At 53.1% G+C, this 24485-nt stretch carries 20 protein-coding genes; 18 read left to right on the top strand and 2 right to left on the bottom strand.

Annotation, left to right across the window (positions count from 1 at the left end):
• The first annotated feature begins 79 nt into the window (after positions 1 to 79).
• From ACFSB2_RS21935 to ACFSB2_RS21915, 5 genes are all read left to right on the top strand, one after another.
• Positions 80 to 1234 (top strand): cysteine desulfurase family protein, encoded by a 1155-nt coding sequence (locus ACFSB2_RS21935; RefSeq protein WP_377945238.1) that lies wholly within the window; start codon positions 80 to 82, stop codon positions 1232 to 1234.
• A 13-nt stretch (positions 1235 to 1247) separates the two neighbouring features.
• Positions 1248 to 2420: a tRNA uracil 4-sulfurtransferase ThiI gene (gene thiI / locus ACFSB2_RS21930; protein ID WP_377945457.1), complete on the top strand. Its 1173-nt coding sequence runs from the start codon at positions 1248 to 1250 to the stop codon at positions 2418 to 2420.
• Between the two features lie 162 nt (positions 2421 to 2582).
• Positions 2583 to 2822: a hypothetical protein gene (locus tag ACFSB2_RS21925; protein WP_377945237.1), complete on the top strand. Its 240-nt coding sequence runs from the start codon at positions 2583 to 2585 to the stop codon at positions 2820 to 2822.
• Positions 2823 to 3144: 322 nt separating this feature from the next.
• On the top strand, positions 3145 to 3768 hold the full coding sequence (locus ACFSB2_RS21920; RefSeq protein ID WP_377945456.1) for an RsfA family transcriptional regulator: 624 nt from the start codon (positions 3145 to 3147) through the stop codon (positions 3766 to 3768).
• A 147-nt stretch (positions 3769 to 3915) separates the two neighbouring features.
• Entirely contained in the window at positions 3916 to 5160 is a 1245-nt protein-coding gene (locus ACFSB2_RS21915) for a Ger(x)C family spore germination protein (RefSeq protein ID WP_377945236.1), read from the top strand.
• On the opposite strand, the gene ACFSB2_RS21910 is transcribed toward ACFSB2_RS21915, so the two are convergent.
• Together ACFSB2_RS21910 and ymfI are read right to left on the bottom strand one after the other, a co-directional pair.
• Positions 5157 to 5639, bottom strand: coding sequence for a hypothetical protein (locus ACFSB2_RS21910; RefSeq protein WP_377945235.1), 483 nt, complete (start codon positions 5637 to 5639; stop codon positions 5157 to 5159). The two genes, ACFSB2_RS21915 and ACFSB2_RS21910, sit on opposite strands and share 4 nt — an antisense overlap.
• 161 nt (positions 5640 to 5800) lie before the next feature.
• A complete protein-coding gene (ymfI, locus tag ACFSB2_RS21905; RefSeq protein WP_377945234.1) occupies positions 5801 to 6598 on the bottom strand; it encodes an elongation factor P 5-aminopentanone reductase in 798 nt (265 codons plus the stop codon).
• 556 nt (positions 6599 to 7154) lie between these two features.
• On the opposite strand from ymfI, the gene bshC reads away from it, so the two are divergent.
• From bshC to murA, 13 genes are all read left to right on the top strand, one after another.
• Entirely contained in the window at positions 7155 to 8792 is a 1638-nt protein-coding gene (gene bshC / locus ACFSB2_RS21900; RefSeq protein WP_377945233.1) for a bacillithiol biosynthesis cysteine-adding enzyme BshC, read from the top strand.
• A gap of 267 nt (positions 8793 to 9059) precedes the next feature.
• Entirely contained in the window at positions 9060 to 9491 is a 432-nt protein-coding gene (mraZ, locus tag ACFSB2_RS21895) for a division/cell wall cluster transcriptional repressor MraZ (protein WP_377945232.1), read from the top strand.
• A gap of 33 nt (positions 9492 to 9524) precedes the next feature.
• On the top strand, positions 9525 to 10460 hold the full coding sequence (rsmH, locus tag ACFSB2_RS21890) for a 16S rRNA (cytosine(1402)-N(4))-methyltransferase RsmH (protein ID WP_377945231.1): 936 nt from the start codon (positions 9525 to 9527) through the stop codon (positions 10458 to 10460).
• 22 nt (positions 10461 to 10482) lie between these two features.
• The gene (locus ACFSB2_RS21885) at positions 10483 to 10875 is read left to right on the top strand and encodes a septum formation inhibitor (protein WP_377945230.1); all 393 of its coding nucleotides are present in this window, start codon (positions 10483 to 10485) and stop codon (positions 10873 to 10875) included.
• A gap of 6 nt (positions 10876 to 10881) precedes the next feature.
• Positions 10882 to 13113, top strand: a complete 2232-nt coding sequence (locus ACFSB2_RS21880; RefSeq protein ID WP_377945229.1) for a penicillin-binding transpeptidase domain-containing protein — start codon at positions 10882 to 10884, stop codon at positions 13111 to 13113.
• A gap of 215 nt (positions 13114 to 13328) precedes the next feature.
• Complete coding sequence (locus ACFSB2_RS21875; RefSeq protein ID WP_465252491.1) at positions 13329 to 15302, top strand: stage V sporulation protein D; 1974 nt, start codon at positions 13329 to 13331, stop codon at positions 15300 to 15302.
• A gap of 121 nt (positions 15303 to 15423) precedes the next feature.
• Entirely contained in the window at positions 15424 to 16947 is a 1524-nt protein-coding gene (locus ACFSB2_RS21870; RefSeq protein WP_377945228.1) for a UDP-N-acetylmuramoyl-L-alanyl-D-glutamate--2,6-diaminopimelate ligase, read from the top strand.
• Positions 16948 to 16959: 12 nt separating this feature from the next.
• Positions 16960 to 17928, top strand: a complete 969-nt coding sequence (gene mraY, locus ACFSB2_RS21865; protein ID WP_377945227.1) for a phospho-N-acetylmuramoyl-pentapeptide-transferase — start codon at positions 16960 to 16962, stop codon at positions 17926 to 17928.
• Positions 17929 to 18076: 148 nt separating this feature from the next.
• The gene (gene murD, locus ACFSB2_RS21860) at positions 18077 to 19465 is read left to right on the top strand and encodes a UDP-N-acetylmuramoyl-L-alanine--D-glutamate ligase (RefSeq protein ID WP_377945226.1); all 1389 of its coding nucleotides are present in this window, start codon (positions 18077 to 18079) and stop codon (positions 19463 to 19465) included.
• A gap of 108 nt (positions 19466 to 19573) precedes the next feature.
• Positions 19574 to 20650, top strand: a complete 1077-nt coding sequence (gene spoVE / locus ACFSB2_RS21855) for a stage V sporulation protein E (protein WP_377945454.1) — start codon at positions 19574 to 19576, stop codon at positions 20648 to 20650.
• Positions 20651 to 20720: 70 nt separating this feature from the next.
• The gene (gene murG / locus ACFSB2_RS21850) at positions 20721 to 21818 is read left to right on the top strand and encodes an undecaprenyldiphospho-muramoylpentapeptide beta-N-acetylglucosaminyltransferase (RefSeq protein WP_377945225.1); all 1098 of its coding nucleotides are present in this window, start codon (positions 20721 to 20723) and stop codon (positions 21816 to 21818) included.
• Between the two features lie 310 nt (positions 21819 to 22128).
• Positions 22129 to 23052, top strand: a complete 924-nt coding sequence (gene murB, locus ACFSB2_RS21845) for a UDP-N-acetylmuramate dehydrogenase (protein WP_377945224.1) — start codon at positions 22129 to 22131, stop codon at positions 23050 to 23052.
• Positions 23053 to 23058: 6 nt separating this feature from the next.
• Complete coding sequence (gene murA / locus ACFSB2_RS21840) at positions 23059 to 24327, top strand: UDP-N-acetylglucosamine 1-carboxyvinyltransferase (protein ID WP_377945223.1); 1269 nt, start codon at positions 23059 to 23061, stop codon at positions 24325 to 24327.
• Positions 24328 to 24485: the final 158 nt, after the last annotated feature.

Here is a 24485-nt window from a genome sequence, read left to right as displayed (position 1 = left end):
CATAGAAATGTGCGTTTATGAAGTATCACGGTTGGTGCGCGCAAAGCCATCAATTCACTTTCAGACAGGGGGGATGATGATGCCGGATCAAACGCTATATTTGGATCACGCTTCGACTTCACCTTTGCGGCCGACAGTCAAGCAATGTGTGACGGAGGCGCTCGACATCTATGGCAACCCTTCGTCATTGCATCATTTAGGGATGATTGCGGAAACGCGGTTGTCAAAGGCGCGTGCGCAAGTGCTTGCCGCCCTCGGCGCGAGAAATGGACAGCTTGTGTTTACGAGTGGAGGCACAGAGGCCAACAATCTCGCGATTTTGGGAAGCGCAGTGCAACTCAAAAATCGGGGTCGCCATATGATCACGACTGCAGTTGAGCACCCTGCCGTGCTTGAACCTATGCGGCAGCTTGAACGTCAGGGGTGGGATGTCACGTACATCGCGCCGGACGCCAACGGGGATATCGCGGTATCTGATATATTGCAAGCGGTACGCGAAGATACGGTTTTAGTGAGTGTTATGCACGTCAACAACGAAACAGGCGCGATAATGCCCGTGCAGAAATTGGCTGCACAGCTCAAAGCCTATCCCAAGTTGCGATTGCATGTTGACGGAACGCAAGCGTTAGGGAAAATGCCACTTTATCTAGGGAAATGGCCCATTGATTTATATACGGTGTCTGCACATAAAATTGGCGCTTTAAAAGGAACCGGCGCGCTTTATGTCCGAGAGGGACTTCGCTTATCTCCGCTAGTGCATGGCGGCGGACAAGAATTTGGCTTGCGTTCTGGTACGGAGAATGTGGTTGGCGCAATCGCTTTTGGCCTGGCAGCGCAAGAAGTGAGTGAACACTTGGGGGATGCGAATTTGGCAGTCCAGCACTACGAGCAATTTGTCGCCGGTTTGCGCGCGATTCCGGGGTGGACCGTTTATCAGCCGAAAACCGCTTCCTTTTATATCGTTGCAGCGTCACTAGCGGGATTGCGCGGCGAAGTCATCGTGCATGCGCTGGAAGCACAAGGGCTGTATATTTCCGCAGGGAGCGCTTGTTCAACGGCGCAAGGTACAAAAAAACGCAGCCATGTCCTGACCGCAATGGGGGTTGAAGCACGGCAGGCGGAGGCGTTTGTGCGATTTTCCTGGCAGCCGGAGACACCTTGGTCGCAACTTGCCGCCGCGCTTGAAATCGTTCGTGAACAGACATCTTGGTTAAAAAGCATGGTGGGGGTCTAAACAGGTGGATCGTATGTATGAACACATTCTTGTTCGCTACGGCGAAATCAACACAAAGGGAAACAATCGTTCGCAGTTGGAGCGTCTGCTTCTTTCAAACATTCAAAATGCGCTTGGCCAGTGGCCGCAAATCAAAGTTCGGCGGATCAGCAGTCGAACATTGGTCAGTTTACATGGGGCGCCTGTGGAAGCGGTGTTGGGAAAACTAGAAAAAGTATTTGGCATTCGTTCGTTGAGTCCTGTCATGGCAGCGCCGCTTGATGTCGCCGCGATAACGGAAGTTGCTGCGCAAGTGCTTGAGGAAGCGCGTCACTTGGGGTCGACTTTCAAAGTGAAAGTGCGCCGTGGCAACAAGCAATTTCCGCTCGATAGTATGGAACTGGCGCGTCATGTGGGCGGTGCGCTCGCAGAGCGGTTTACTGAATTGCAGGTCGATGTCCATGAGCCAAACGTCACGGTCCATATCGATGTCCGTGATGACGGCGCATACGTATATGCAGATGTCGTTGAGGGGGCAGGCGGCTTTCCGGTGGGCATGAGCGGACGCGTGGGCGCGTTGCTGTCTGGCGGTATTGACAGTCCCGTTGCGGTTTGGCAGGCCATGCGCCGTGGGCTTGTGGTTGATCTCGTCCATTTTCACAGCTTTCCGTTTACGAGTGAACGCGCGCAGCGCAAAGTCGAAGATTTGGCAAAGACGCTTGCAGGCTGGTCGGGATCGCTCAATCTCAATCTCGTTTCATTGACACAGACACAGGCCGCCATTCGGAAATCCTGTCCTGAAGGACTTCGTACCATTCTCTTGCGCCGTATGATGTTTCATATCAGCACAGCCTTGGGCAAACAGTATGGTTGGTTGGCGTTTGTCACCGGGGACAGCTTAGGCCAGGTGGCAAGTCAGACACTATCTGGGCTTCACGTGGTTGATGAAGTGACCGATTTGACCATCATCAGGCCGCTTGTCGCCGAGGACAAATTGGACATCATTCGCCGTGCACAGGCAATTGGAACTTATGAAACGTCCATTTTGCCATATGACGATTGTTGTTCTTTGTTTGCGCCAAAACGTCCGAAAACACAACCAAAGCGAGATGAAGTGCGTTTGGCTGAGGCAGAGCTCGACGTGGAAGGTCTGATTGCAGCAGCGCTGCAAGCCGTTGAAGTGAAAAAAATAGACCGCGATGCGTGATGTGTCCCGCATCAGCAAAATCATGAAAATACGAGTCCATCAAGGCAGCGCGGCTGGTGTACACCAAAGTACCAATTCATTTCCAGGGTAGATCCATCGTTGACAATGGACGAAGCATGAGCTTTCCCACAGTGGGCAACACTACCGCTAGGAGTGAGGCCTGTGGGAATCGTTCGATTGATATATCGCACTTTTAAGTTGTTTTCGCTATTTTACACACTGTGGCAAACGACGCGTGTGACGCGTCTGTTCTTTGTTGTTCGCATGTTGATACGCCTGTTTCGCAAACGCTCCGCTAGGCGCAAAAGGCCAAAGATGGCGTTTACGTTTGTCGGAGCCAATCACACGGAGATATATCGACGGCGCGGTTGGCGGCGAATTCACAGAAAAAGTGAAAATTGATGAAAGAAAACCCCGGACGGACAGGGCTGATCAAATGTGATCGGATCTGTTCGTCTGGGGTTATCTCATTTGGGGACAGACAATCATGTGAACTGTCCGGCATCATCACCAAGACGTTAGTCTTTTGCGGGCATCGCAGGTGGTGTGCGCCAAGGTATCGATTTCATTTTCAGAGTAGCGATGTGATGTTTAAGCCCTTGCAAAATTGGATATAACAAATGATAGTCTCGTGATAACTCTTAAGTACGCACGTGCGGATGTGGGTTACTAACAAACAAAAGAACTGTAGGAGGAATTTAGGATGCGTCAAACATCACGCGCCATGCGCCAAGATGCATGGACAACAGAAGACGATGAAGTGTTGGCAGAAGTTGTTTTAAAACATATTAAGCAAGGGAGTACACAACTGGCTGGTTTCAACGAAGCTTCGCGCAGGCTTGGCAGAACCGCTGCAGCTTGTGGCTTTCGCTGGAACGCCTGTGTGCGCAAACAGCAGCGGCAAATCATCGAAATTGCCAAAGAGGAGCGCAAGAAGAGCAAATCGGAACGCGTTCAAGCGCAAATGGAAGGCGGAGATTTGGATCACCCAACAGCAACGCTCATGTCTTGGGCCCAAGTTCTACGCTTTTTGCGCCAGGAAAAAAACACGGCTCAACACTGGGCTTCAAGGTGGCGCAATGCGGAACGCCAATGTAACGAATGGAAAGCGCGCTTCAAAGAATTGCAAGAGGAACACGGACAAATTCGCGAGGAATACATGCAACTCAAACATGATTACGAAACGGTTTCCGAAGATTATAAGGCGCTGGTTCAAATCATGGAAAGAGCGAGAAAAGCGACATTGCTTGACGGCGGCGAGTTGGCGCAAGGGTTTATGTATCAAATTGACGAATACGGCAATCTCGAACGTGTGGAGCACGAGGAGCCAATGGAGCGAGCTGAATAAGCTCGCTCCATTTTTTAGCCATACATATTTTTGTGCATGATGTAAATGTTTCCGTGTCACCCTATTGGCGAGGAGCGTCCGAGGAAGGTGACCGTCATTATGTTTAGAAAACGTGGTAAACAAAGCATTTGTGCTGGAAGGCGCCATGTGTTAAAGCGATTGTGTGTTGTGCTGATCTTACTGTCATCACCTGTGGCCATGACTGGCTGCTATGACAGGCAGGAACTGGAGCAACAGGCGTTTGTCAGCACGCTTGGAATTGACAAGGGGCCAAACGGACTGATTGATTGTACGCTTCGCATTTCAGTGCCAGTCAATCCGTCGGGCGCTGGAGCGAAAGGTGGCATGGAGCCTTTGGCCAGCACGAAACCTGTGACCGTACGCGCGCACAGCATCAATGAGGCCATGGTATTAGCGGGAGGATCCATTGAACGCACCATTACCTTTTCACACCTGACACTGATTATCTTTGGCAACGAACTTGCCAGAGATGGTGTCCTCACGTATATTCAGCCACTCATTCGCTATCAGCAATTCCGCCGCAGTGTGCTCATGTCCATTTCTAAGACGACTGCCCTCGACGTGATCCAAGCGGACAAGCCGATGCTCGACACCTCAATCGTTCGGGTGGCCGACGGTATGGCGATGGTGGGCGAGAGATCCGGCATTATTCCAGTTTGCCGCTTGCATGATCTCGCCAGCGCATTGGAAAATCCGCATCAATCTGTCATTGCACCGCTTTATAACATCAATGACTTCGTCAAAAACGACGATGCGACATTGCCTGATAACGACAAGATTTCCTATGAGGCAGGCAAGGTTCTGCGCTTGGGCGGCAACCCTGTAGAGTGGATGGGGGCAGCGGTCTTCAAAGGGGACAAAGTGGTTGATTATTTGAATGGGGAGGATTGTATATACATACGGATGCTAGAAGGCGGGCTGTACCACGCAAAACTGGACTTGGACGATCCGTCCGAAACAGGTCAGGATATCAGTGTATCCCTCCACAAGGAGCGCGCGCCGCAATACAAGATTTCGCTGACCAATCCAGTGCAGATTCATGTGAATTTGCCCGTAGATGTGGATGTTGACAATGTGGCGAGCGGGATCGACTATGCCCAAGCTGGTAAACGCCGTATTCTGGAAAAAGGATTGAGCGAACAGGTAGATCAAAAATTGCATCAGGTGTTGGAGCGGCTGCTGGTCAAGGACAAAACAGATGTGGTTCCTGTGTCAAAGTACATTCGAGGCAAGTTTAGAACGTATCAACAATTTGCTGATTATCCTTGGGATGAGCAGATGAAAGACGCCAAAATTGTGGTGAATGCCGATGTGCATGTTCGGCGTTTTGGCGTACAAATGGATCCATTGCGCAAATTAGACCAGGATTAAGGCCACAACATGGTGGCCGTAGCGCCAGGGACACGGTTTGGCACTGGTTGTCGTTGTCCCCGCTCCTGCGTTTCTCTAAGTGGCCTTTGCGGTCGTTGGTAGCCCCAAGGCGAACTGTAACGTGGTACATGTGGGTTTGGCAACTGCAGATGGGGTGGAACTTCCACGCCTTGTGGACCGGATTCTTTTTCATTTGAAGAAGTATCATCAGCAGAATCATCGTTCGTCTGGAGATTGGACAGCGTGGTTTGCGCCACGCTCTTGAGCAAAATGTTGAACATTGGACTTTCGACGATTGTGAGCAATTGTTTCGCCTGCCATTGTGTCGCATCGCCAAACGCGTCGCGCAAGGCCGTTGAAATGGCCAGCGTGAGCCGTAGATATTCTTTATGAGAAAGGCCAAGTTTCTTTGCCTCAGCACGAATTCTTTGTTCCAATTTCGCCTGCGCCACTGATGTTTTACGTGTTTTCTGTCTCATGGTCGGATTGTTCACTCCTTTCGCGCCGTTTACAAAAAGGAGGGCCAGGTCGGCGCACGGCCACCGGCCTGGCTTTTGCTCGCGGTGCTGATTCAGCGAATGCAAACAGGTGCAGATGCTGAACGGACAAAAGCCCGCCTACGCACAGGCGGACGATAAAATTAGGTCATTCGCCCGCCATTGGGGCTGATGACTTGGCCTGTGAGAAAACTGGCCGCATCAGACACGAGGAATCGCACGAGCGCCGCGACATCTTCTGGTTGACCGAGACGGCCCACTGGTGTTGCATCAACCATGTCCAATTGTTCTTCGCGGCTGAACATACCGAGCATCTCTGTTTCGATCACGCCTGGCGCGACGGCATTTACAGTGATTTGCAGACTGCCCAGCTCCTGCGCCAAAGATTTGGTCAGGGCGTTCATCGCGCCCTTGCTGGCTGCATATGCGGCCTCATTGCTGGCACCGTACAGACCGTGTATGGAGCTGATGTTGACAATGCGCCCGCTGCCCCAGTGGCGCATATATGGGATGGCTTCCCGACTGCACAAAAAGACGGATGTCAAATTCGTATCGATGATATGGCGCCACTGTTGGACAGATAAGTCCATGAGCAGTCCATGATCGGCCAGTCCAGCGTTGTTTACCAAAATACTTGGTGTGCCAAGCGCGGTTGCGGCGACGAACAGTTGTTTTACCGCCTGTTCATCTGTCACGTCCGCCTTTACACTGATGGCAGACACACCTTGGGCGTTGCAAGTCTCGACCACTTGCTGTGCCGCAGCCTGCTGTTGGCGATAGTTGACAACGACCGAAACCCCTGTGCGTGCCAGTTCGATGGCGACGGCTCGGCCAATTCCCCGTGAAGCGCCTGTCACAATGGCGACTCGCTTCCTCTGCCCATCAACTGATGGCGCGCTGATATGGTTGACCTGCTCTATGTCAATCCGCTCCTCTTCCAAATGGCTGATATTTCAAAGGTAGCATATTCAGGCAATAAAAAAACCGCCGCAGCATATCTGGGCGGTTGATCGGAAGTTCGATCAAAGTGCGAAAAATAAGGGGGATGGCAAGTACAAGCGAGTATATTGCCACATCAAAAGGATTGCCGAAAACGGGGGATCTTAAACTTCTATTCTGCGAAAACAAACCTTTTTGAAGGTTTGAAGGTTAAAATATGGGGCCATCGCCATTCGACTTACTTTACTTTAGTGGGTAGATGTTGTTATGATAACACTGACACATCTGTGGTTGAGTCCTGTCAACTTTCGTTGGTATGTGTGCCAGCGGCGTGGTAAAGAAAATTGCACTTTATTTGATTGGATGAAATGTGTCAAATACATAGAGGCGTTCGGCGTTTTCATAATGCGGCTGGTGTGGGAAACATCACGTATGGCGGTCTTTTCATTTGTTTGCACAATCATGACTTGACGTATTCAGAGAGTGTCACGGGCAGAAGTTCAGCCGGACAACCTCTTATCTGTTTTCGGACAACCGAATTAAAGGGGCTGTTCATTTTTGAAATGTTCAATTCATCAATCGCCAACTGGCAATCGTCTAACGGATGCGCAGTTATTTTCATTTGCGGATGTTGCACATCTGTATGATGAACAAAATCCAATTTCACCAGAGACTTATCGCAAACGAGCTGAAATGATCACACCTTACTTTGACGATGCCCACCGTCAGCAATTGGTGGAGGCCATCGAAGCGTACGGGCAGCGAATCGGTGTGTCGCCCGCACAAAAAGCGGCGACAGCGCGTTTGCGAGATCCGCGCAGCGTCGCTGTTGTCACAGGGCAACAAGCGGGTCTTTTCACAGGGCCGTTTTACTCTATCAGCAAAGCGCTTTCAGCGGTTGGCGTCGCGCGTGAGCTGGAACGCGAATTAGAACGCCCAGTGGTCGCGGTGTTTTGGGTGGCTTCAGAGGATCACGATTTTGCGGAAGTAGATCACGCCTATTTTCTCTCGCATCAGCAGACGACACAACGCGTGCAATTAAAACATGCGTTTGACAGTCATCAAATGGTGTATTCCGCCCCTTTGGATCATTCGCAAATCCAGTACGTCTTACAGGTCATCCAAGATGATTTGCCTGATCATACATACAAAGCCGAGATGCTTCAAACCCTCGCGGATTGTTGGCAAACAGGCGACAGTTTGGCCGTCTGGTTTGCGCGTTTGATGTCGGTTCTCTTGCAGAATCAACCCATCGTCATCGTCGATCCCTGTTTACCGGCTTTGCGTCAATTGGTTGGGCCGGTTTTTGCCCGGACACTACAAAACTTCGACGTTTTGCAGGCCAAATTGCAAGATGCGTATGACGAAGTGGCTGAAGCCGGCTTTGAACCGGAAGTCATTCGCGATGCAGCGCACTCTACGGTCTTTCATGTCGTTGACGGCAAACGGTATGTGCTCGAACGGCGTGAGGGTGGTCATTTTACTGCGCGGGGATATGGACTTGATTTAGATGAGGCCGCCTGGATTCGCATGGCGATGGAAGAGCCAGAGCGGTTTAGCTCCAACGTCTTGTTGCGTCCGGTCATTCAAGATCACCTTCTGCCGACACTCGCATATGTCGGCGGTCCGTCCGAAATTGCCTATCATACGCTGTCGCGCGCCGTCTTTCACACGCATGAACGCCTGTTGCCGCCTTTGATCATGCGTCAACGATTTCGCATCGCGGGACCGGGCGTCGCCCGCGCCATGAAACAGTGGGACATTTCCTTTGAAGACGTGCGTCAACCCGTTGACTTGGTGGCGACGCGTCTGCTGCAGGATTTTTCTTCCGCTTTGTCTGCTAAAGTCGCAGGCATGAAGGAACTGGTTCATCACCAGTTAAGTGAACTCGCCGATGATTTCGCGGTCTATGGACCGCAGGTCGCTGAGATGGTAGGGCGTCAAGGCAAAGAGCACGAATCGCTTTTGACTAGACTTGAGTCCAAAATTTATCGTCTGGCGGAACAGCGTCACATAGCGGATGTGCAGCAGTTAAGGCGCATTCAGCATTGGTTTTGGACGGATGGTCACGAACAGGAACGCCGTCTTTGTCCACTCAATATCTGGGCCGAGTTGGGGCAGGTGTGGTTTGAATCGCTGCCAGCCTGGGGCAATTATCGTCAACCAGCGCCTTATCTGGAGTTGTCTGTGGAGTAATCCATGTTTATCAACCATGCGACTCATATCAAATTCTATGTCGCAATGACTGGGTATCAGTGTTTTTGAAGGCGCGTTGTTCGCAGATGCCGTCTCTTTACGCAGAAATGCGCGCGAATTTCACAGATTCTCCAGCCCGCTAACGGATTCCCGTCAGCGGGCTTTTTTTTGTTTTGAAGGCAGGACTTTTGTGCTGTGGGGCGAAAAGCTATTAATGTGGTGAGTAGTGGGGCAAAGTGGGGATTCAGGACTTGGCGGTGAATTCGCGTGTTCATGGGAGAATTTGAACATTCACTCGATACGAAGGGACGTTTGACAGTGCCAGTCAAGTTTCGTGATGGCCTGGGAACGTCATTCGTCGTCACACGCGGGCTCGACAAGTGCCTGTTCGTATACCCAATGGAAGAATGGCAAATATTAGAATCCAAGTTGAAATCGTTGCCGATGACGCGTTCCGATGCGAGATCTTTCGTGCGTTTCTTCTTTTCAGGCGCGAGTGAATGTGAACTTGACAAGCAGGGGCGCATGTTGCTGCCGCAAAAATTGCGTGATTATGCAGGTCTGGATAAAGACTGCACAGTGCTTGGCGTCTCTAATCGCGTGGAAATTTGGGATGCAAACGCTTGGAACAGCTATGCGGATGAGGCAGAAACTTCATTTGCGGACATCGCTGAGAAGCTAGTGGATTTTTCATTTTAAAGCGGTGGATAGTCGATGGAGGAGAAGGTAAACTTGGCGTTCATACATGAGACGGTTTTATTAGAGGCGACCGTGGATGCGATTCAACCGCGAGACGGGGGCCGCTATATTGATGCGACCTTGGGTGGTGGCGGTCACACGCGGCTTCTGTTGGAACGAAGCGCGCCGACAGGCTGTGTGCTCGCGTTTGATCAAGACACGACGGCAATTGAAAATGCGCGTGTGACACTGGCGGATATGGCTTTTCGCCTGCAGACGGTCCACGCGAATTTCGCGCACATTGAGCAGGAAGCGACCAATCGTGGATTTCAACAAGTAGACGGCATCTTGTTCGATCTCGGCGTATCATCGCCGCAGTTTGACGTTGCCGAGCGGGGATTCAGCTATCGGCAGGACGGCCCGCTTGACATGCGGATGGACAGGCGTCAGCGCATGACGGCAGAGACGTTTGTCAACGAGGCGTCAGTTGAAACATTGACCAATGTCTTTTTTCGCTACGGCGAGGAGAAATTTAGTCGCGCGATTGCGCGCAAAATTGTCGAAGCGCGGGAAGTGTCGCGGATCACGAGCACTGTCGTATTGGCGGATCTCATCAAAGCAGCCATTCCGGCTGCAGCGCGGCGCAGCGGTCCACACCCGGCCCGGCGTGTTTTTCAGGCGATACGCATCGCTGTAAATGATGAATTGGCCGTTTTGCAAACAGGCATCGAAGGCGCATTTTCGCTGCTAAACCAAGGAGGACGCCTAGCCGTCATCAGTTTTCATTCCTTGGAGGATCGGATTGTCAAGCAAACGTTCCGCGATTTTGCCACTGGGTGTATTTGTCCGCCAGAGTTGCCCATTTGCACATGTGGTCGCACACCGCGCGGACGCTTGGTGTCTCGTAAACCGATAGCGCCTACTGAAGAGGAACAGACGAACAATCCGCGGGCGAGATCGGCCAAATTGCGGGTGATTGAGAAATTGTAATGTGAATGTGGGAGGAAGACACATGTCTGCAGTTCGGGAAGAAATTCGCACATCTCGGTTTGAACAACAGTCTGTCCGGCTGCCGCAACAACAAGATGGCTTTGCAACGCGCGGGCAAGCGAAGTCGGCGCGACGCGCACGGATAGCGAACCGCATCAGCCTCGGCGTGTGTTGTGCCATCAGTTTTTCGATTGTGTGGATGGTGGCGTCGAAGGGGGCAGCTGTCTACCAGGAAAGCTTTCAAAATACCAAGTTGCAGACACAGGTGAACGAGCAGAGCGCGACGAACGCCACAGTGAATGCAACGGTCGCACAGTTGAAGCGCCCGTCGCGCATTCTGCAGGAAGCGCTGAACAAATTGCATATGCAATATAAAAAACCGCTGACCATTCCAGCAGATCCTGCTGGGAAGTGATGCGCGATGTCAAAATACAATTCCGGCTGGCAGCGTAAAAAAGCGACACAGCCACGCAAACAATCGAAACGGAGCAAGAAGCGTCTGTGGGTGGTCCAAGGCGGTCTGATTCTTGTTCTATCAACCATTTTATGGCGTGTTTATGATGTGCAAAAAGTATACGGCGACCAACTCGAGAAAAATGAGAAGCTGGCAGTGGACGCCGACAATACACTCCTTGCCCCGCGCGGCGCCATTCTGGACGCGCAGGGCAACGAATTGGCCTATGATGTGCCAGCTTCCTATGTGGATATCAAGACGGCAGATTTGAAAAAGTACGCCGCCCAAATCGCTGCGGAGATCGCGCCGATTTTAGGCACGAGCACGAGCAAAGTGGTCAATTTGCTGCAGGAAGATTCGCCGTGGGTGCGTTATCCCAAACCGATTCTGGCGACGGCGCAGACCAAGTTGCAGGCGGCGTTTGACGCGCACAAGTGGGCGCCAGCGAACAAAAGCGTCCAGTGGAGCGCCGATGTCACTTTCAGTCCGACCGAGCAGCGGTTGTATCCCTATGACGATTTCGCCGCCAACACCATCGGCTTTGTCGAACCGGATCAAAAAAATCAGTCAGACATTGTCGGTGTCGGTGGTATCGAAGAAAAGTTCAATAAACAGTTGAGCGGCACAAATGGAACGGTAGATTTCCAACGAGACGCCTATGGCTATCCGCTGCCAGGCAGTGTCCATGTGACGAAAAAGGCGCAGCCAGGCGACAACATTCAGTTGACACTCGATGAGACGATTCAAGGCTATGTCGAAAGTGAAATGGCGCAGTTGGTCAAGCAGTACAAGCCGCAGCACGCGGCCATCATCGTGACCAACCCCCAAACCGGCGCCATTTTGGCGATGTCCAGCGCGCCGTCGTTCAATCCCAATTCGTATGCGTCAGCCAGCCCTGACGCACTGTACACGAACTGGGCGGTCAACAGCAGTTTTGAGCCGGGGTCCACGTTTAAGCCGTTTGTCTTGGCAGCGGCGCTGGCGACCAATTCCGTCTCACTGTATGACACGTACATGTCCGGTCACACAACGGTGGATGGGCAAACGATTTCCGATTGGGACCCCGCTGGGTGGGGCGTACTCACTTTTCAACAAGCGTTAGAAGAGTCCAGCAATGTCGGCTTTGCCAAGATTGCCGAGAAGCTCGGCTGGCCGAATTTGGACCATTACATGAACTTGTTTGGTTTTGACAAGCCGACAGGGGTCGACTTGCCTGACGAGGCTTCGTCTATTCTGTTCAAGAAGTCACAGCAGGGGGAACTGGAGTTGGCGACGTCCGGTTTTGGCCAAGGGATTTCTGTGACACCACTGCAACAGGTGGCGGCAATGGGTGTCATCGCCAATGGCGGCAAATTGATGCGACCGTATGTGGTGAGCAAAATCACCTCGCCGGACGGAAAAGTCATCAAACAGGTGAAGCCAACCGTCGTGCGGCAGAATTTCATTCCGCAAAATGTGCTGAATGAAGTCAAAAATACGATGGTGCTCGACGTGTCTGATCCAAAGTACGGCCTAGATTCGAGCGCAAAAATCGCCGGTTACGAAGTGGCTGGGAAAACGGGAACCGCCCAGGTGGCCAATCCGAAAACCGGACAATATTACAGTGACCGATTCATCACGTCGTTCATGGGTTTTGCGCCGGCCCAGGATCCACAAGTGGAAGTCTACGTCACAGTGGACTGGCCGAAAACCCCTGAAGCAGATACGTGGGGCAGCAGCATCGCGGCGCCATATGCCAAAGCCATCATGAAAGAGACGCTCGATTACGATCACATTGCGCCGACGGGCGACGTGCCATCTGCTTCGGCAGACACGCCGAAAGGCAATCAGGTGCAATATGTGCAAACGCCGAACATCGTCGGTCTTTCACAGCAGGCGGCCAAAGCCAAATTGTCATCAATGGGACTGGACTCGATGTTTGTCGGCACAAGTGGGACAGTGGAAAAACAGTGGCCGCCAGTTGGGGTCGAAGTGACCAAAGGCAGTAAAATGTACGGTTTGTTGCAGCACGCCGAGGGCAGCAAAGTGAGTGTGCCCAATTTGACGGGGCTCTCACTGCGTGATGCGACCAACTTGCTTGCGGCGCTGTCGCTGAATATCTCGCCAACCGGCAATGGGTTTGTGACAAAGCAGGCGGTTGCGGCAGGGACGAGTGTGGCGAGCGGCACAGCGATTCCCGTCACTTTGAGTCCACAGTAAAGCGTGATCGACGTGCTCAAGTCCAGACACATCCACAGTGTGCTGCCTGTGTGCTTGGACGTTTTCAAACAAATTGCATGCAGCATCTTACACGGCCCTTGAAAGGGCCTGTTTTTTCTTGTCCCAATTCGACGTCTTGCACGTGCCCATTCGCTTCTAGCAGGGGAGTTGTCCGCATAGGATGATCTCGATGAACAAGCTTGGAGGCGAAGGATGTGCGTGTGACTCGCGGAATGATGCGGCGCCGTTTGGTGCTGCTCTTGCTCGTACTCTTAGGCGCCATTTTGGTACTGGTGGGCCGTTTGGTATTTGTGCAGCTCATTCAGTCTTCGTGGCTGTCAGGTGAAGCGAAGAAGACATGGGATAGGAAGATCGAACTGTCAGGCATTCGAGGCAGCATTTTGGATGATGATGGACAACCGTTGACCTATACGGCGAGTGCGCCATCCATCATCGCTGTGCGCGCGCAGGTGAAGGATAAAGCAGGTACGGCCAAGGCGCTCGCTCCGATTTTGAAGATGCCGGAAGGCACCATTTTGAAGCAATTGGAAAAAAAGCAGTTGATGACCTATATCAAACCCGGCGGCAAGCGGATTTCCCAAGAGCAACTGACGCAGATCCGCAAGTTGAATCTACCTGGCGTCTACATCACTGAGGAAGGAAAACGCGCTTATCCGTATGGCGATCTCGCCGCTCAGGTGTTGGGCATCACTGGATCGGACAACCAGGGGATCACCGGCTTGGAAAAAGAGTATGACACAGTGCTACAGGGTAAGCCTGGCAGTATTACGTTTTACGCCAAGGCGAACGGCGAGTTGATTCCGAATGAAGGTGAACAAGTCAAGCCTGCGACAGATGGCGATGACGTGAAGACGACCATTGACTTGCAGATTCAACAATATGTAGAGAACGAAATAGAACAGGCTGTCGTGGAGTACAACCCGGACAGTGTCACGGCGATTGTGGAGGATCCGCAAACGGGCGCCATCAAGGCAATGGCCAACTACCCAACGTTCGATCCCGCCAATTGGAAGGATGCCCCGGCTTCGACGTACAATCGGAATTTGGCGATTTGGCAGACGTTTGAACCTGGTTCCACATTTAAAATCGTCACCCTGTCTGCTGCGGTGCAGGAAAACAAGGTGAATTTGCAGGACAAGTTTTACGATCCCGGTTATTATGAAGTGGCTGGTCATCGCATTCGCTGCTGGAAGGCAGGCGGGCATGGATCAGAGACGTTTCTCAACGTGGTCGAGAACTCCTGCAACCCCGGTTTTATCGCGCTGGGAGAGCGGTTGGGCAAGAACACGCTGTTCTCTTACATCAAGAAATTCGGTTTTGGGCACAAAACGGGCATCGATTTGCCTGGTGAAGGAAATGGCATTCTGTTCAATGTAAATAAGGTCGGTCCATTGGAACTGGCGACGACGGCGTTTGGCCAAGGCGTTTCCGTCACGCCGATTCAACAGGTGATGGCCATGGGGGCTGTGGCCAACGGCGGCAAGCTCATGAAACCATATGTCGTTCAGGATGTGTTGAATCACGATACAGGAAAAGTTGTTTCGCAGACCAAGCCAGACGTTGTTCGCCAGGTGATTTCGCCGAGCACTGCCAAACTGGTGCGCAGCGCGCTGGAAAGTGTGGTGGCGCGTGGAAGTGGCAGCAAGGCTTATAAAGCGGGGTTGCGCATTGGCGGCAAGACGGGGACGGCGCAGGTTGCTAAAAACGGTCGTTATGAATCGGGACACTACATCGTTTCATTCATCGGCATGGCGCCTGCCAACAATCCAAAATTGATCGCCTATCTTGCAATTGACAACCCACACCCGAAAAACGGCGTAGTGTTTGGCGGTGTCATCGCGGCGCCGATTGTCGGCAACATTTTGGAGGACAGCTTGGAACATATGGGCTATATGCCGACGAACGACGGCATTCCGAAGCTCTACAAGTACGGTGACAATGTCCCAGTGACGGTGCCCAACTTCCAAGGGCTGTCTTTGGCCGATGCCAAAAAGTTGGCGCTTCAAAGCAGCGCCCATTTGAAGGTGAATTTGCAGGGCAGCGGGAAAACCGTTGTGGCGCAATCGCCGGTCGGCGGCAGCAAAGTGGATGATGGATCGACCATCAGGCTGTTCCTGGGCGATGGACCGAGCACAAGAAAAATTGACAAGTCGAAACAAAACCAATAGACTGCCATCCGTGGCGCTTCCGCGACCAGTAGGATGATGAATATATCCCATTCATATCATCGACATCCGGCAATGACGTAAGGTGTCAACGCTGGAGTGCTGGCCGCGGTTGGACATGAGGATGTCAACTGGTTGGAGGGAACTGACGGTGTTGTTAAGTGAACTGCTTCAACCTTTATTTGCATACCAATGTAATGAAAATGCTGATGTGGCTGTCTTGGATATTCAAACCAATTCACGACGTGTGCATCCAGGAAGCTTGTTTGTCGCGGTGCCAGGGCACACGGTGGACGGGCATGATTTTGCGCCAAGCGCAGTTGAATCTGGGGCGGTGGCTTTACTCGTTGAACGCCGTATCCCTGATTTGACTGTGCCACAGGTGGTTGTGCCAGACACGCGCCGCGCCGCAGCTTTGTTGGCGGATGTCCTATATGGGCATCCTTCGCACAAGTTGCGGATGATCGGCGTGACAGGCACCAACGGCAAGACGACGGTCACGCATATCATTGCGCACGTGCTGGAGACCGCTGGAAAACAGACCGGTCTCTTAGGCACTGTCGGCGGCCGAATTGGTGCAGAGACATTTCCGCTGCAAAATACGACCCCGGAAGCAGTCGATGTGCATGGTTATTTGCAACGCATGGTCGATGCGGGGTGTTCCCACGGTGTGATGGAAGTGTCTTCACATGCGCTTGTCGAGCGCCGGGTGGCGGGGGTGGACTACAAAATCGCCGTATTTACCAACCTCACGCAGGATCATCTCGACTTTCACAAGACAATGGAAGATTACGCGCAGGCGAAGCGCCTTTTGTTTGCGCGTCTCGGTAATCTCTATGCATCTACACGCGAGAATAACACTTACGCGATTGTCAATCAGGATGATCCCTATCGTGATGTCATGCTCGATGCGACCGTGGCGCAGTCATTGACTTACGGTTGTTCCGCTGGCGCCGATGTCCGTGCGGAACACATTCGTCTGACGCACAACGGGACGATGATGGATGTCATCACGCCCTGTGGCCACATGGAAGTGACGACCAGCCTGATTGGCCGGTTTAATGTCTACAATGTGCTCGCCGCAATCGCCGTCGGCATTGTCGAACAGATTCCGTTCGACGTCATGCGAGAAGCGCTGCAAAGCTATCCTGGTGTACCCGGGCGCTGTGAGCGGGTGGATGCTGGTCAGCCGTTTGGGATTTTTGTCGATTATGCGCACACCCCAGACGGCTTGGAGAACGTGCTTACAAGCGTGCGGGAGTTTGCGTCTGGCGACGTCATCACAGTGGTTGGCTGTGGCGGTGACCGGGATAAGACAAAGCGTCCGCTGATGGCGGCCATTGCGATGCGGCACAGTGATTTTGCCATCTTTACGAGCGACAACCCACGGACAGAAGATGAAGTTGCCATTCTCGATGACATGGTGCAGGGCATTCCGCCTGGTGCGGACCATTATTTGCGCTGCACGGACAGGCGCGAGGCCATTTATGCAGCCGTCGGCCGAGCAAAACCCGGGGATGTCGTCGTCATTGCTGGCAAAGGCCACGAAGATTATCAAATCATCGGGCGGACGAAAGTGCATTTTGATGATCGCCAAGAGGCGCGCGCGGCGGTTCAAGCCAGAGGGACGACCACCGAACAGGTGTAGGAGGAAACGAAGTTGGATTTACAGGCGTTGTTGTTTACAGCCATTGCTGCATTTGCCATTGCTTTGCTGCTCGGGCCGATTTGTATTCCGTTGCTGCACCGACTAAAATTTGGCCAATCCATTCGGGAGGAAGGGCCGCAACATCACAAGGCCAAAGCTGGAACGCCGACGATGGGCGGCGTCATGATTCTGCTCGCAGTGGTTTTGACGACGCTCAAGTTTGCTGTTGACAGTCTGGATACGCTGATGCTCCTGTTGGGGACAGTGGGCTTTGGCCTGATTGGCTTTGCCGATGACTTTATCAAGATTGTAAAGAAGCGGAATTTAGGGTTGACGGCGAGGCAGAAGCTGCTCTTCCAATGTATTGTGACCGTGATTTTGTTTTTCTTGCTTTGGTGGGAACAAGGTGGGTATCATTCGTTTAGCATCCATATTCCGTTTTCCAACTGGGCGATTCCCGTTGGCATTTTCTATGTGCTCTTTCTTTTGATTGTCTTACTGGGCACAACCAATGCGGTCAATTTGACAGATGGCTTGGACGGGCTTCTGTCTGGGTGCGCCATCATGGTGTTCGCTGCGTATGCTGTTTACGCGTACTGGAACACAAATTACGACGTGTCGCTATTTTGCGCGGCAATGGTCGGCGCCCTCGGCGGTTTTTTGGCGTTTAATCGCCATCCTGCCAAAGTGTTCATGGGGGACACAGGCTCATTGGCCATCGGCGGCGGCTTGGCGATGGTGGCTGTGCTCACGCACAGTGAACTGGCGCTGATTCTGTTCGGCCTGGTCTTTGTCGCAGAGGCGTTGTCGGTCATGATTCAAGTCTTTTCCTACCGCACATTTGGTCGCCGCGTCTTTAAAATGAGTCCGCTGCACCACCACTTTGAATTGTCTGGTTGGTCGGAATGGGAAGTCGTGATCGCGTTTTGGCTGGCTTCGTTTATTTGCGCGTTTGGCACACTCGCGCTGCTCTCTCGTTAGGTGCCCTAAGGTGTCGGATTTTTTAGGGCAGAGAGCACTTTTAGGTTTTGGATATTCATTCATGTCACGGAGATGACGCGGGACAACGACTTCGCGAAGAAGTTGTGTTCCGTCCTCATTTTCGGACAACTTGCGGAAGGTGAAACAGATGGCAAGTGTACAAGCGCAAGTGGACGAGTGGATCCGCGCGCCGCGTGATGTATTGATTATCGGCTTTGCCAAGAGCGGCGCCGCGGCAGCAGACTTGTTACTGCGGCATGGTTTTCGCGTGACTGTGAACGAGGTGCAGCCGCGTCCTATCGACGATGCGGATGTAGAACGCCTGGAAAAAGCAGGCGTTCATTTTGTGTTTGGCGGGCATCCCGCCACACTGCTCGACACACCGTGGCAGTTTATCGTCAAAAATCCTGGCATTCCCTACAACAAGCCATTGATTGCAGCTGCTGTCGAAAAGCAGATCCCGTTATTTACGGAAATTGAAGTGGCCAGTTGGTTTACACAGTCGCCACTCTATGCCATCACAGGTTCAAACGGCAAGACAACGACCACGACATTAGTGGGAGAAATGTTGCAACAGTCTAATCTCAACCCTGTTGTAGCAGGCAACATTGGCATTGTGATGTCAAGTGTTGTCGAACAGTTGACACCCGCGAGGCCGCTTGTGCTCGAAGTCTCCAGTTTTCAACTGCTTGGGACGCAGACATTTCATCCACGCATCGCCATGTTGCTCAATTTCTTTCCGGCGCACTTGGACTATCACGGCAACTTCGAAGCTTATCAGGCCGCGAAGTGGGTTCTGTTTAAAAACCAGACCAGTGCGGATATCGCGATTTTGAATCGGGATCAACCCCTTGTGCGGGATGGCGCAGGCGCTTTGGCGGCGCAGATTCATTGGTTCAGCCAAGAGACTGCTGATTTTGCAGATGGCGCAGCTGTAGAAGACGACGTTATCGTGTTGGTGAAAAATCACGAACGCCGCCCGTTGTTGCCTGTGGAGAAGGTCGCGTTGAAAGGTGGACACAATCTCGCCAACTTGTTGGCCGCCGCCGCGATGGCGCAGGCGGCAGGGGCGTCTGACGCGGCCATCCGCACGGTGGCAGAGACGTTTGCGGGCATTGAGCACCGTTTGGAGTTTGTGCGTGAAGTGGCAGGGGTCAGATATTACAACGACTCAAAAGCCAGCAACCCGACAGCTGGGCGGCAGGGGCTGCACGCGTTTGACAAGGACATCATCTGGTTGGCAGGGGGCCTTGACCGCGGCATTGACTTTTTCGATCTCGTTCCCGATTTGCGCAACCGCGTCAAAGCGGCCGTGCTCTTGGGGGAGACAAAGGCGCAATTGAAGGCGGCGTGCGAGGCTGCAGACGTGCCAGTCATCGAGGAGGTCGCTTCGCTGGAGGTAGCGGTCGCACGCGCGCATCAACTTGCGACGCCAGGGGACACCGTGTTGCTTTCGCCAGCTTGCGCAAGTTGGGATATGTTTAAGTCGTTCGAGGAACGGGGAAGCATGTTCAAAGACGCTGTGCATAGACTGTAGAGTCACTATGTGGACGACCCTGGATAAAAAGCCAGGGGCGTCAGCGTCTGAGGAGGGGCATCCGTGCTTCGAGCCCGCAATTCCAATTCTGCACGTAGTTCGATTGATATGGTCATTGTCGGTGTAATTGTCATCCTGCTTTGCATGGGTATTGTGATGGTTCACAGTGCCTCATCGGTCGTCGCGGCAAATAAATTTGGCGATCCGTTCTTTTATCCCAAGCGCCAGTTGATCTGGGCAGTCATCGGTGTCGTCGCGATGTTCTGGTTTGCGCGTTTTGATTACCACAAGTTGCGCCAGCACGCGCCCAAGATTGTGGTCATCAGCTTCGTGATGCTCGTCTTGGTGCTGTTGATTGGCGTCAATCGCGGCGGATCGAAAGCGTGGTTGGGCTTTGGTTCATTGGGCATTCAACCGTCCGAGTTCGCCAAATTGGGGTTGATCATTTTCCTGGCGCATCTCTTAAGTGAATCGGGCGACCGGATGCAGTCGCTGTGGCGTGGATTTATGCCACCTTTGGGGCTGGCCTTGGCTGCGGTGGGGCTGATTATGCTGGAGCCTGATTTGGGGCAGAGCGTGGTGATTATGGGCACGACGCTGCTGATGATGTTTGCGGCAGGCACGCGTTTAAAGCATTTGGGCGGTTTCTTTGGCTTGGGGATTCTTGGATTCAGCGGATTGGTCGCCATGGCGCCGTATCGGATTCAGCGTGTGGTGGCGTTTTTAGATCCGTGGAAGGATCCGCAGAACTCTGGTTATCAGATCATCCAATCGCTGTATGCGATTGGTTCTGGGGGCGTGTTGGGGCTGGGCCTCGGCAACAGTCGGCAAAAGTTTTTGTACTTGCCCGAACCCCAGACAGATTTTATTTTTGCGATCATCGGCGAGGAACTAGGGTTCCTTGGCTGTTTGGCCATCTTGCTGCTGTTTGGTGTCATTGTCTGGCGCGGTGTGCGGACATCCATTTTCGCGCCAGATGAATTCGGATCTTTACTTGCAGTGGGGATCACTGGCATGATTGCTGTGCAAGTGTTGATCAACATTGGTGTCGTGACCGGCTCCATGCCTGCTACGGGGATTACGCTGCCGTTCATCAGCTATGGCGGCTCTTCGTTGACACTGATGCTGACGGGTGTCGGCATTTTGTTAAACATCTCGAAACAGGCGGTGTTTCCGCAACGTTAAGGGCTGTCGGCTGGCACATCCACGCGAAACTTTCCGGAAACCCGGTCAGTAATCCGACAGAGGTGATTTTGTGAGAATCGTATTGACGGGCGGCGGCACGGGTGGACATATATACCCGGCTTTGTCCCTATGGCAATATATGAGGGCGCGCGTTGAAGACCTCGACGTGCGCTATATTGGCACTGAAGCGGGGTTGGAAAAATCGATTGTGGGCAAGACGGACATTCCGTTTGCCACAGTAGAGGCCGCTGGCTTGCGGCGACAGATTTCGGTGGCCGCTTTGCGGACGGCGCTCAAGACGGGGCGCGGCTACTTTCAGGCCAAAAGATTGCTCAAACAGTGGCAGCCTGATGTCGTGGTTGGCACGGGCGGCTTTGTCACGCTGCCGGTGATATTTGCTGCGCATGCGTTGCGGATTCCCAGTGTCGTTTGGGAGGGAAACGCGCGGCCGGGGCTGACCAATCAGCTGTGTGCTGGTCGCACGGACGCAGTGGCTGTCTCGTTTGCGGGCAGTGAGCGGTTCTTTAGCAAGGCGAAGAAAGTGGTGCTGACAGGCAATCCGCGCGCGAGTGAAGTGCTGGATATCGACGCTGGCCAGCGGCGCGCGGCGATGGATACATACCGAATCCTGCGCGGGCAGAAGGTCGTCGTCATCTACACGGGCAGTCGTGGGTCAGAATCGGTGAATCAGGTGATTGCGCGCATGTTGCCGCGCTTTTTTGCGCATCCAAATTGGCGCGTGCTGTTTGTCACGGGCGAACGGCACTACGAAGAGGTCAAGGCGATGCACCCAGATTTGCCGCGCCAAGTGACGATTCATCCGTTTATCTACGACATGGCCAGTGTATTGCCGCATGCGGATTTGATTGTCAGTCGGGCAGGGAGTGGCACCTTGGCTGAAATCTGCGCGCTGGGAATTGCGTCCATCCTGATTCCAAGTCCTTATGTGACGGCGAACCACCAGGAGGAAAATGCAAAAGGTTTGGTGACGCAAGGGGCGGCCGCCATGATTCGCGAGGCCGAATTGACGGAAGACACGCTGTGGCAGGCGATAGAAAACCAACTGGAAGACGATGCGTTAGAGCGCATGAAAAAAAGGGCCAAAGCGTGCGGGACGCCTGATGCGGTCAACAAGCTGTATCAGATTGTCCAAGAAGTGATCAGGTAATGTGGTTCATGGTTTTATACGCGCATGTCATCCTTATATTTGTCAAAAAATAATTTGATATTCAACATCTATTTGTCTAGTGTGTTCGTCAAATTTTAGTACAATATGATTTGGTGCTTAGCGAACGTTCTCAGAGAATGGCACGGGGTTTCGCAACCGTGTCCTTTTTTTGTCTACATAATGTTGTGGTTCTGCGTTGTGAAATACGCGCTTTCAATCGCTGAAAAAGCACAGATTCTACAGTGTTGCATATGATGCCATGCGGAACCTGGGCGTAGGCGTGTGAAGTATCGACAATGGAGGTTCGCTCATGGTCTCTGAAACATTATTGCCTGTTTTTTCGTCATACGGGGTGGAAGATGTCCGCTTCAATGAATCGATGGCGGCGCACACCACTTGGCGCATCGGTGGAACGGCCGACGTATTCGTGGTGCCCACAACCATTTCTGCACTGACAGGCGCGGTGCGCGCGGCCCGGGAACTTTCGCTGCCCATCACGGTCATCGGGCGCGGCTCGAACGCGCTGGTGCTCGACGGTGGCATTCGCGGGCTTGTCATCAAATTGCACGATGGCTTTGCAGACATCCAGTTTGAGGGGCAGAGTGTGATTGCGATGGCCGGACGCTCGTATGTCTCGGCGGCGAATCTCTCGGTGCGCCATGGCTTGGCAGGGTTGGAGTTTGCCACTGGCATCCCAGGATCTGTCGGCGGCGCTGTGATGATGAACGCTGGCGCCTACGGCAAAGAGACGTGTGAAGTGCTGGAATGGGCCGATGTCATGGATGAGAATGGCATTATACAGAGAATGACAAACAGCGATTTTTGCTTTGGATATCGCTACAGCATTCTCAAAGACCAGCCAGGCATCGTCATTCGCGCCAAGTTTCAGCTCAAAGAGGGGAATCGGGAAGCGTTGACGGCGACCGTCAAAGAGTGGAAGCTGCGCCGCGCGCAAACACAGCCGCTGTCTTGGCCGAACTGCGGCTCTGTCTTTCGCAATCCGGAAGGGACACATGCCGCGCGATTGATTCAAGAAGCAGGACTCAAGGGTTTGCGACATGGCGGCGCCCAAATCAGCGAAAAACACGCCAATTTTATTGTGAACTGCGGGGATGCGAAGGCAGCTGATGTCCTTTGGCTGATTCGTCACGCCCAGAACACCATCCGCGAACAGGTTGGGATCGATTTGGAAACTGAGGTTCGTGTCCTTGGCGAACCGACCTCAGGGAGGTGACCGGGTGTGGATATTTTACGTATACACGGGGGTACGCCCCTGAACGGAGAAACGCACGTCTACGGTGCTAAAAATGCAGCATTGCCGATTTTGGCTGCAACGGTGATGGTATCAGGTACGAGCGTGATTGAAGATGTGCCAGATTTGGAAGATGTCCGTGTCATGATGCAAATTCTCGAACGTCTCGGCGCCCGCGTTCGGTGGAGTGCCCCTGGCACAATTGAGGTCGATGCATCGACGATAAACAAGACGGATGTTCCGGCAGAACTGATGCAGCGGATGCGCAGTTCAATCTTTCTCATGGGACCGATGTTGGCGCGTTTTGGCGAAGTGACCTTGTCAAAACCGGGCGGTTGCGTGATTGGACAGCGGCCGATTGATTATCATCTGCACGGAATGCGGCAATTGGGTGCCAAAATTGATGAGCAGCACGGGTATATCCGCTGTACGACACGCCGGCTCGTGGGCACTTCCATCACACTTGATTTCCCCAGCGTCGGCGCGACTGAAAACTTGATGATGGCCGCGGCATTGGCTGATGGCGTCACCGTCATCGAAAACGCGGCGCGGGAACCGGAAGTTGCGGATTTGGCGCAGTTTCTTTTGGCAACCGGCGCCACAATTGACGGCGCAGGTGAGGACACGGTCGTGGTGCGCGGTTGTTCCAACTTGCACGGGAGCGCTTATCGGATTGTGCCGGATCGAATTGTGACAGGCACGCTATTGCTGGCAGCCGCTGCGACGCACGGCGAGATCACACTTCACGGCGCGCAATCCGGGCATTTGGGCGCGATATTGCAAAAACTGCGCGATACTGGTGTCCGGGTGGATGTAGACCGTGATATAATAACGGTCAAATGTGAACAACATCCCCGCGCGGTTGATTTTCGGACCGCTCCATTTCCCGGCTTTCCGACAGATTTGCAAGCTCCGTTTATGGCATTGCTGACGACTGCCAATGGAACAGGCGTCATCCATGAGAGTGTATTCGAGGCACGCTTTAAACATGTCGATGAATTAAAGCGGATGGGTGCGGACATCGCCGTGGATTTGCGAACGGCCGTGGTGCGAGGGGTGCAAAGCCTATCCGGCGCCCGTGTGGTGGCAAGTGATTTGCGCGCTGGCGCCGCACTGCTTGTGGCGGGCCTGATGGCTGACGGTGTCACCGAAGTGGAAGGCGTACACCATATCGACCGAGGGTATCAATCGATTGAGCGACATCTACAGACGCTCGGCGCGCGGATTGAACGCGTCTCCAATCAAGTCCCCGTCTAATCCGTGTGCTGGCCAGCGTGAGCGCGCTGGTCAATGAACGTAGTCGAGCAAAGTGTGGCGCATCGGGTTGGTGCGAGAAAGCGTGCGGTTGCTTCGGTGTCGGCGGGCGGAACGTCCGCTCGTCATCGCGGCAAGCGGTTCGGATGAATTTGTATCAC

Origin of the sequence: Alicyclobacillus fodiniaquatilis (assembly GCF_042678105.1) — a bacterium.
GTDB classification, from domain to species: Bacteria; Bacillota; Bacilli; order Alicyclobacillales; family Alicyclobacillaceae; genus Alicyclobacillus; species Alicyclobacillus fodiniaquatilis.
This window is presented reverse-complemented; position numbering and strand designations above follow the sequence as displayed.

What these genes read in the sequence shown, in the direction of transcription:
- ACFSB2_RS21935 (WP_377945238.1), top strand. Translation starts at nt 80, where the DNA reads ATGCCGGATCAAACGCTATATTTGGATCACGCTTCGACTTCACCTTTG.
- thiI (WP_377945457.1), top strand. Translation starts at nt 1,248, where the DNA reads ATGTATGAACACATTCTTGTTCGCTACGGCGAAATCAACACAAAGGGA.
- ACFSB2_RS21920 (WP_377945456.1), top strand. Translation starts at nt 3,145, where the DNA reads ATGCGCCAAGATGCATGGACAACAGAAGACGATGAAGTGTTGGCAGAA.
- ACFSB2_RS21910 (WP_377945235.1), bottom strand. Translation starts at nt 5,639, where the DNA reads ATGAGACAGAAAACACGTAAAACATCAGTGGCGCAGGCGAAATTGGAA.
- ACFSB2_RS21885 (WP_377945230.1), top strand. Translation starts at nt 10,483, where the DNA reads ATGTCTGCAGTTCGGGAAGAAATTCGCACATCTCGGTTTGAACAACAG.
- ACFSB2_RS21880 (WP_377945229.1), top strand. Translation starts at nt 10,882, where the DNA reads ATGTCAAAATACAATTCCGGCTGGCAGCGTAAAAAAGCGACACAGCCA.
- ACFSB2_RS21870 (WP_377945228.1), top strand. Translation starts at nt 15,424, where the DNA reads ATGTCAACTGGTTGGAGGGAACTGACGGTGTTGTTAAGTGAACTGCTT.
- murD (WP_377945226.1), top strand. Translation starts at nt 18,077, where the DNA reads ATGGCAAGTGTACAAGCGCAAGTGGACGAGTGGATCCGCGCGCCGCGT.
- spoVE (WP_377945454.1), top strand. Translation starts at nt 19,574, where the DNA reads ATGGTCATTGTCGGTGTAATTGTCATCCTGCTTTGCATGGGTATTGTG.
- murB (WP_377945224.1), top strand. Translation starts at nt 22,129, where the DNA reads ATGGTCTCTGAAACATTATTGCCTGTTTTTTCGTCATACGGGGTGGAA.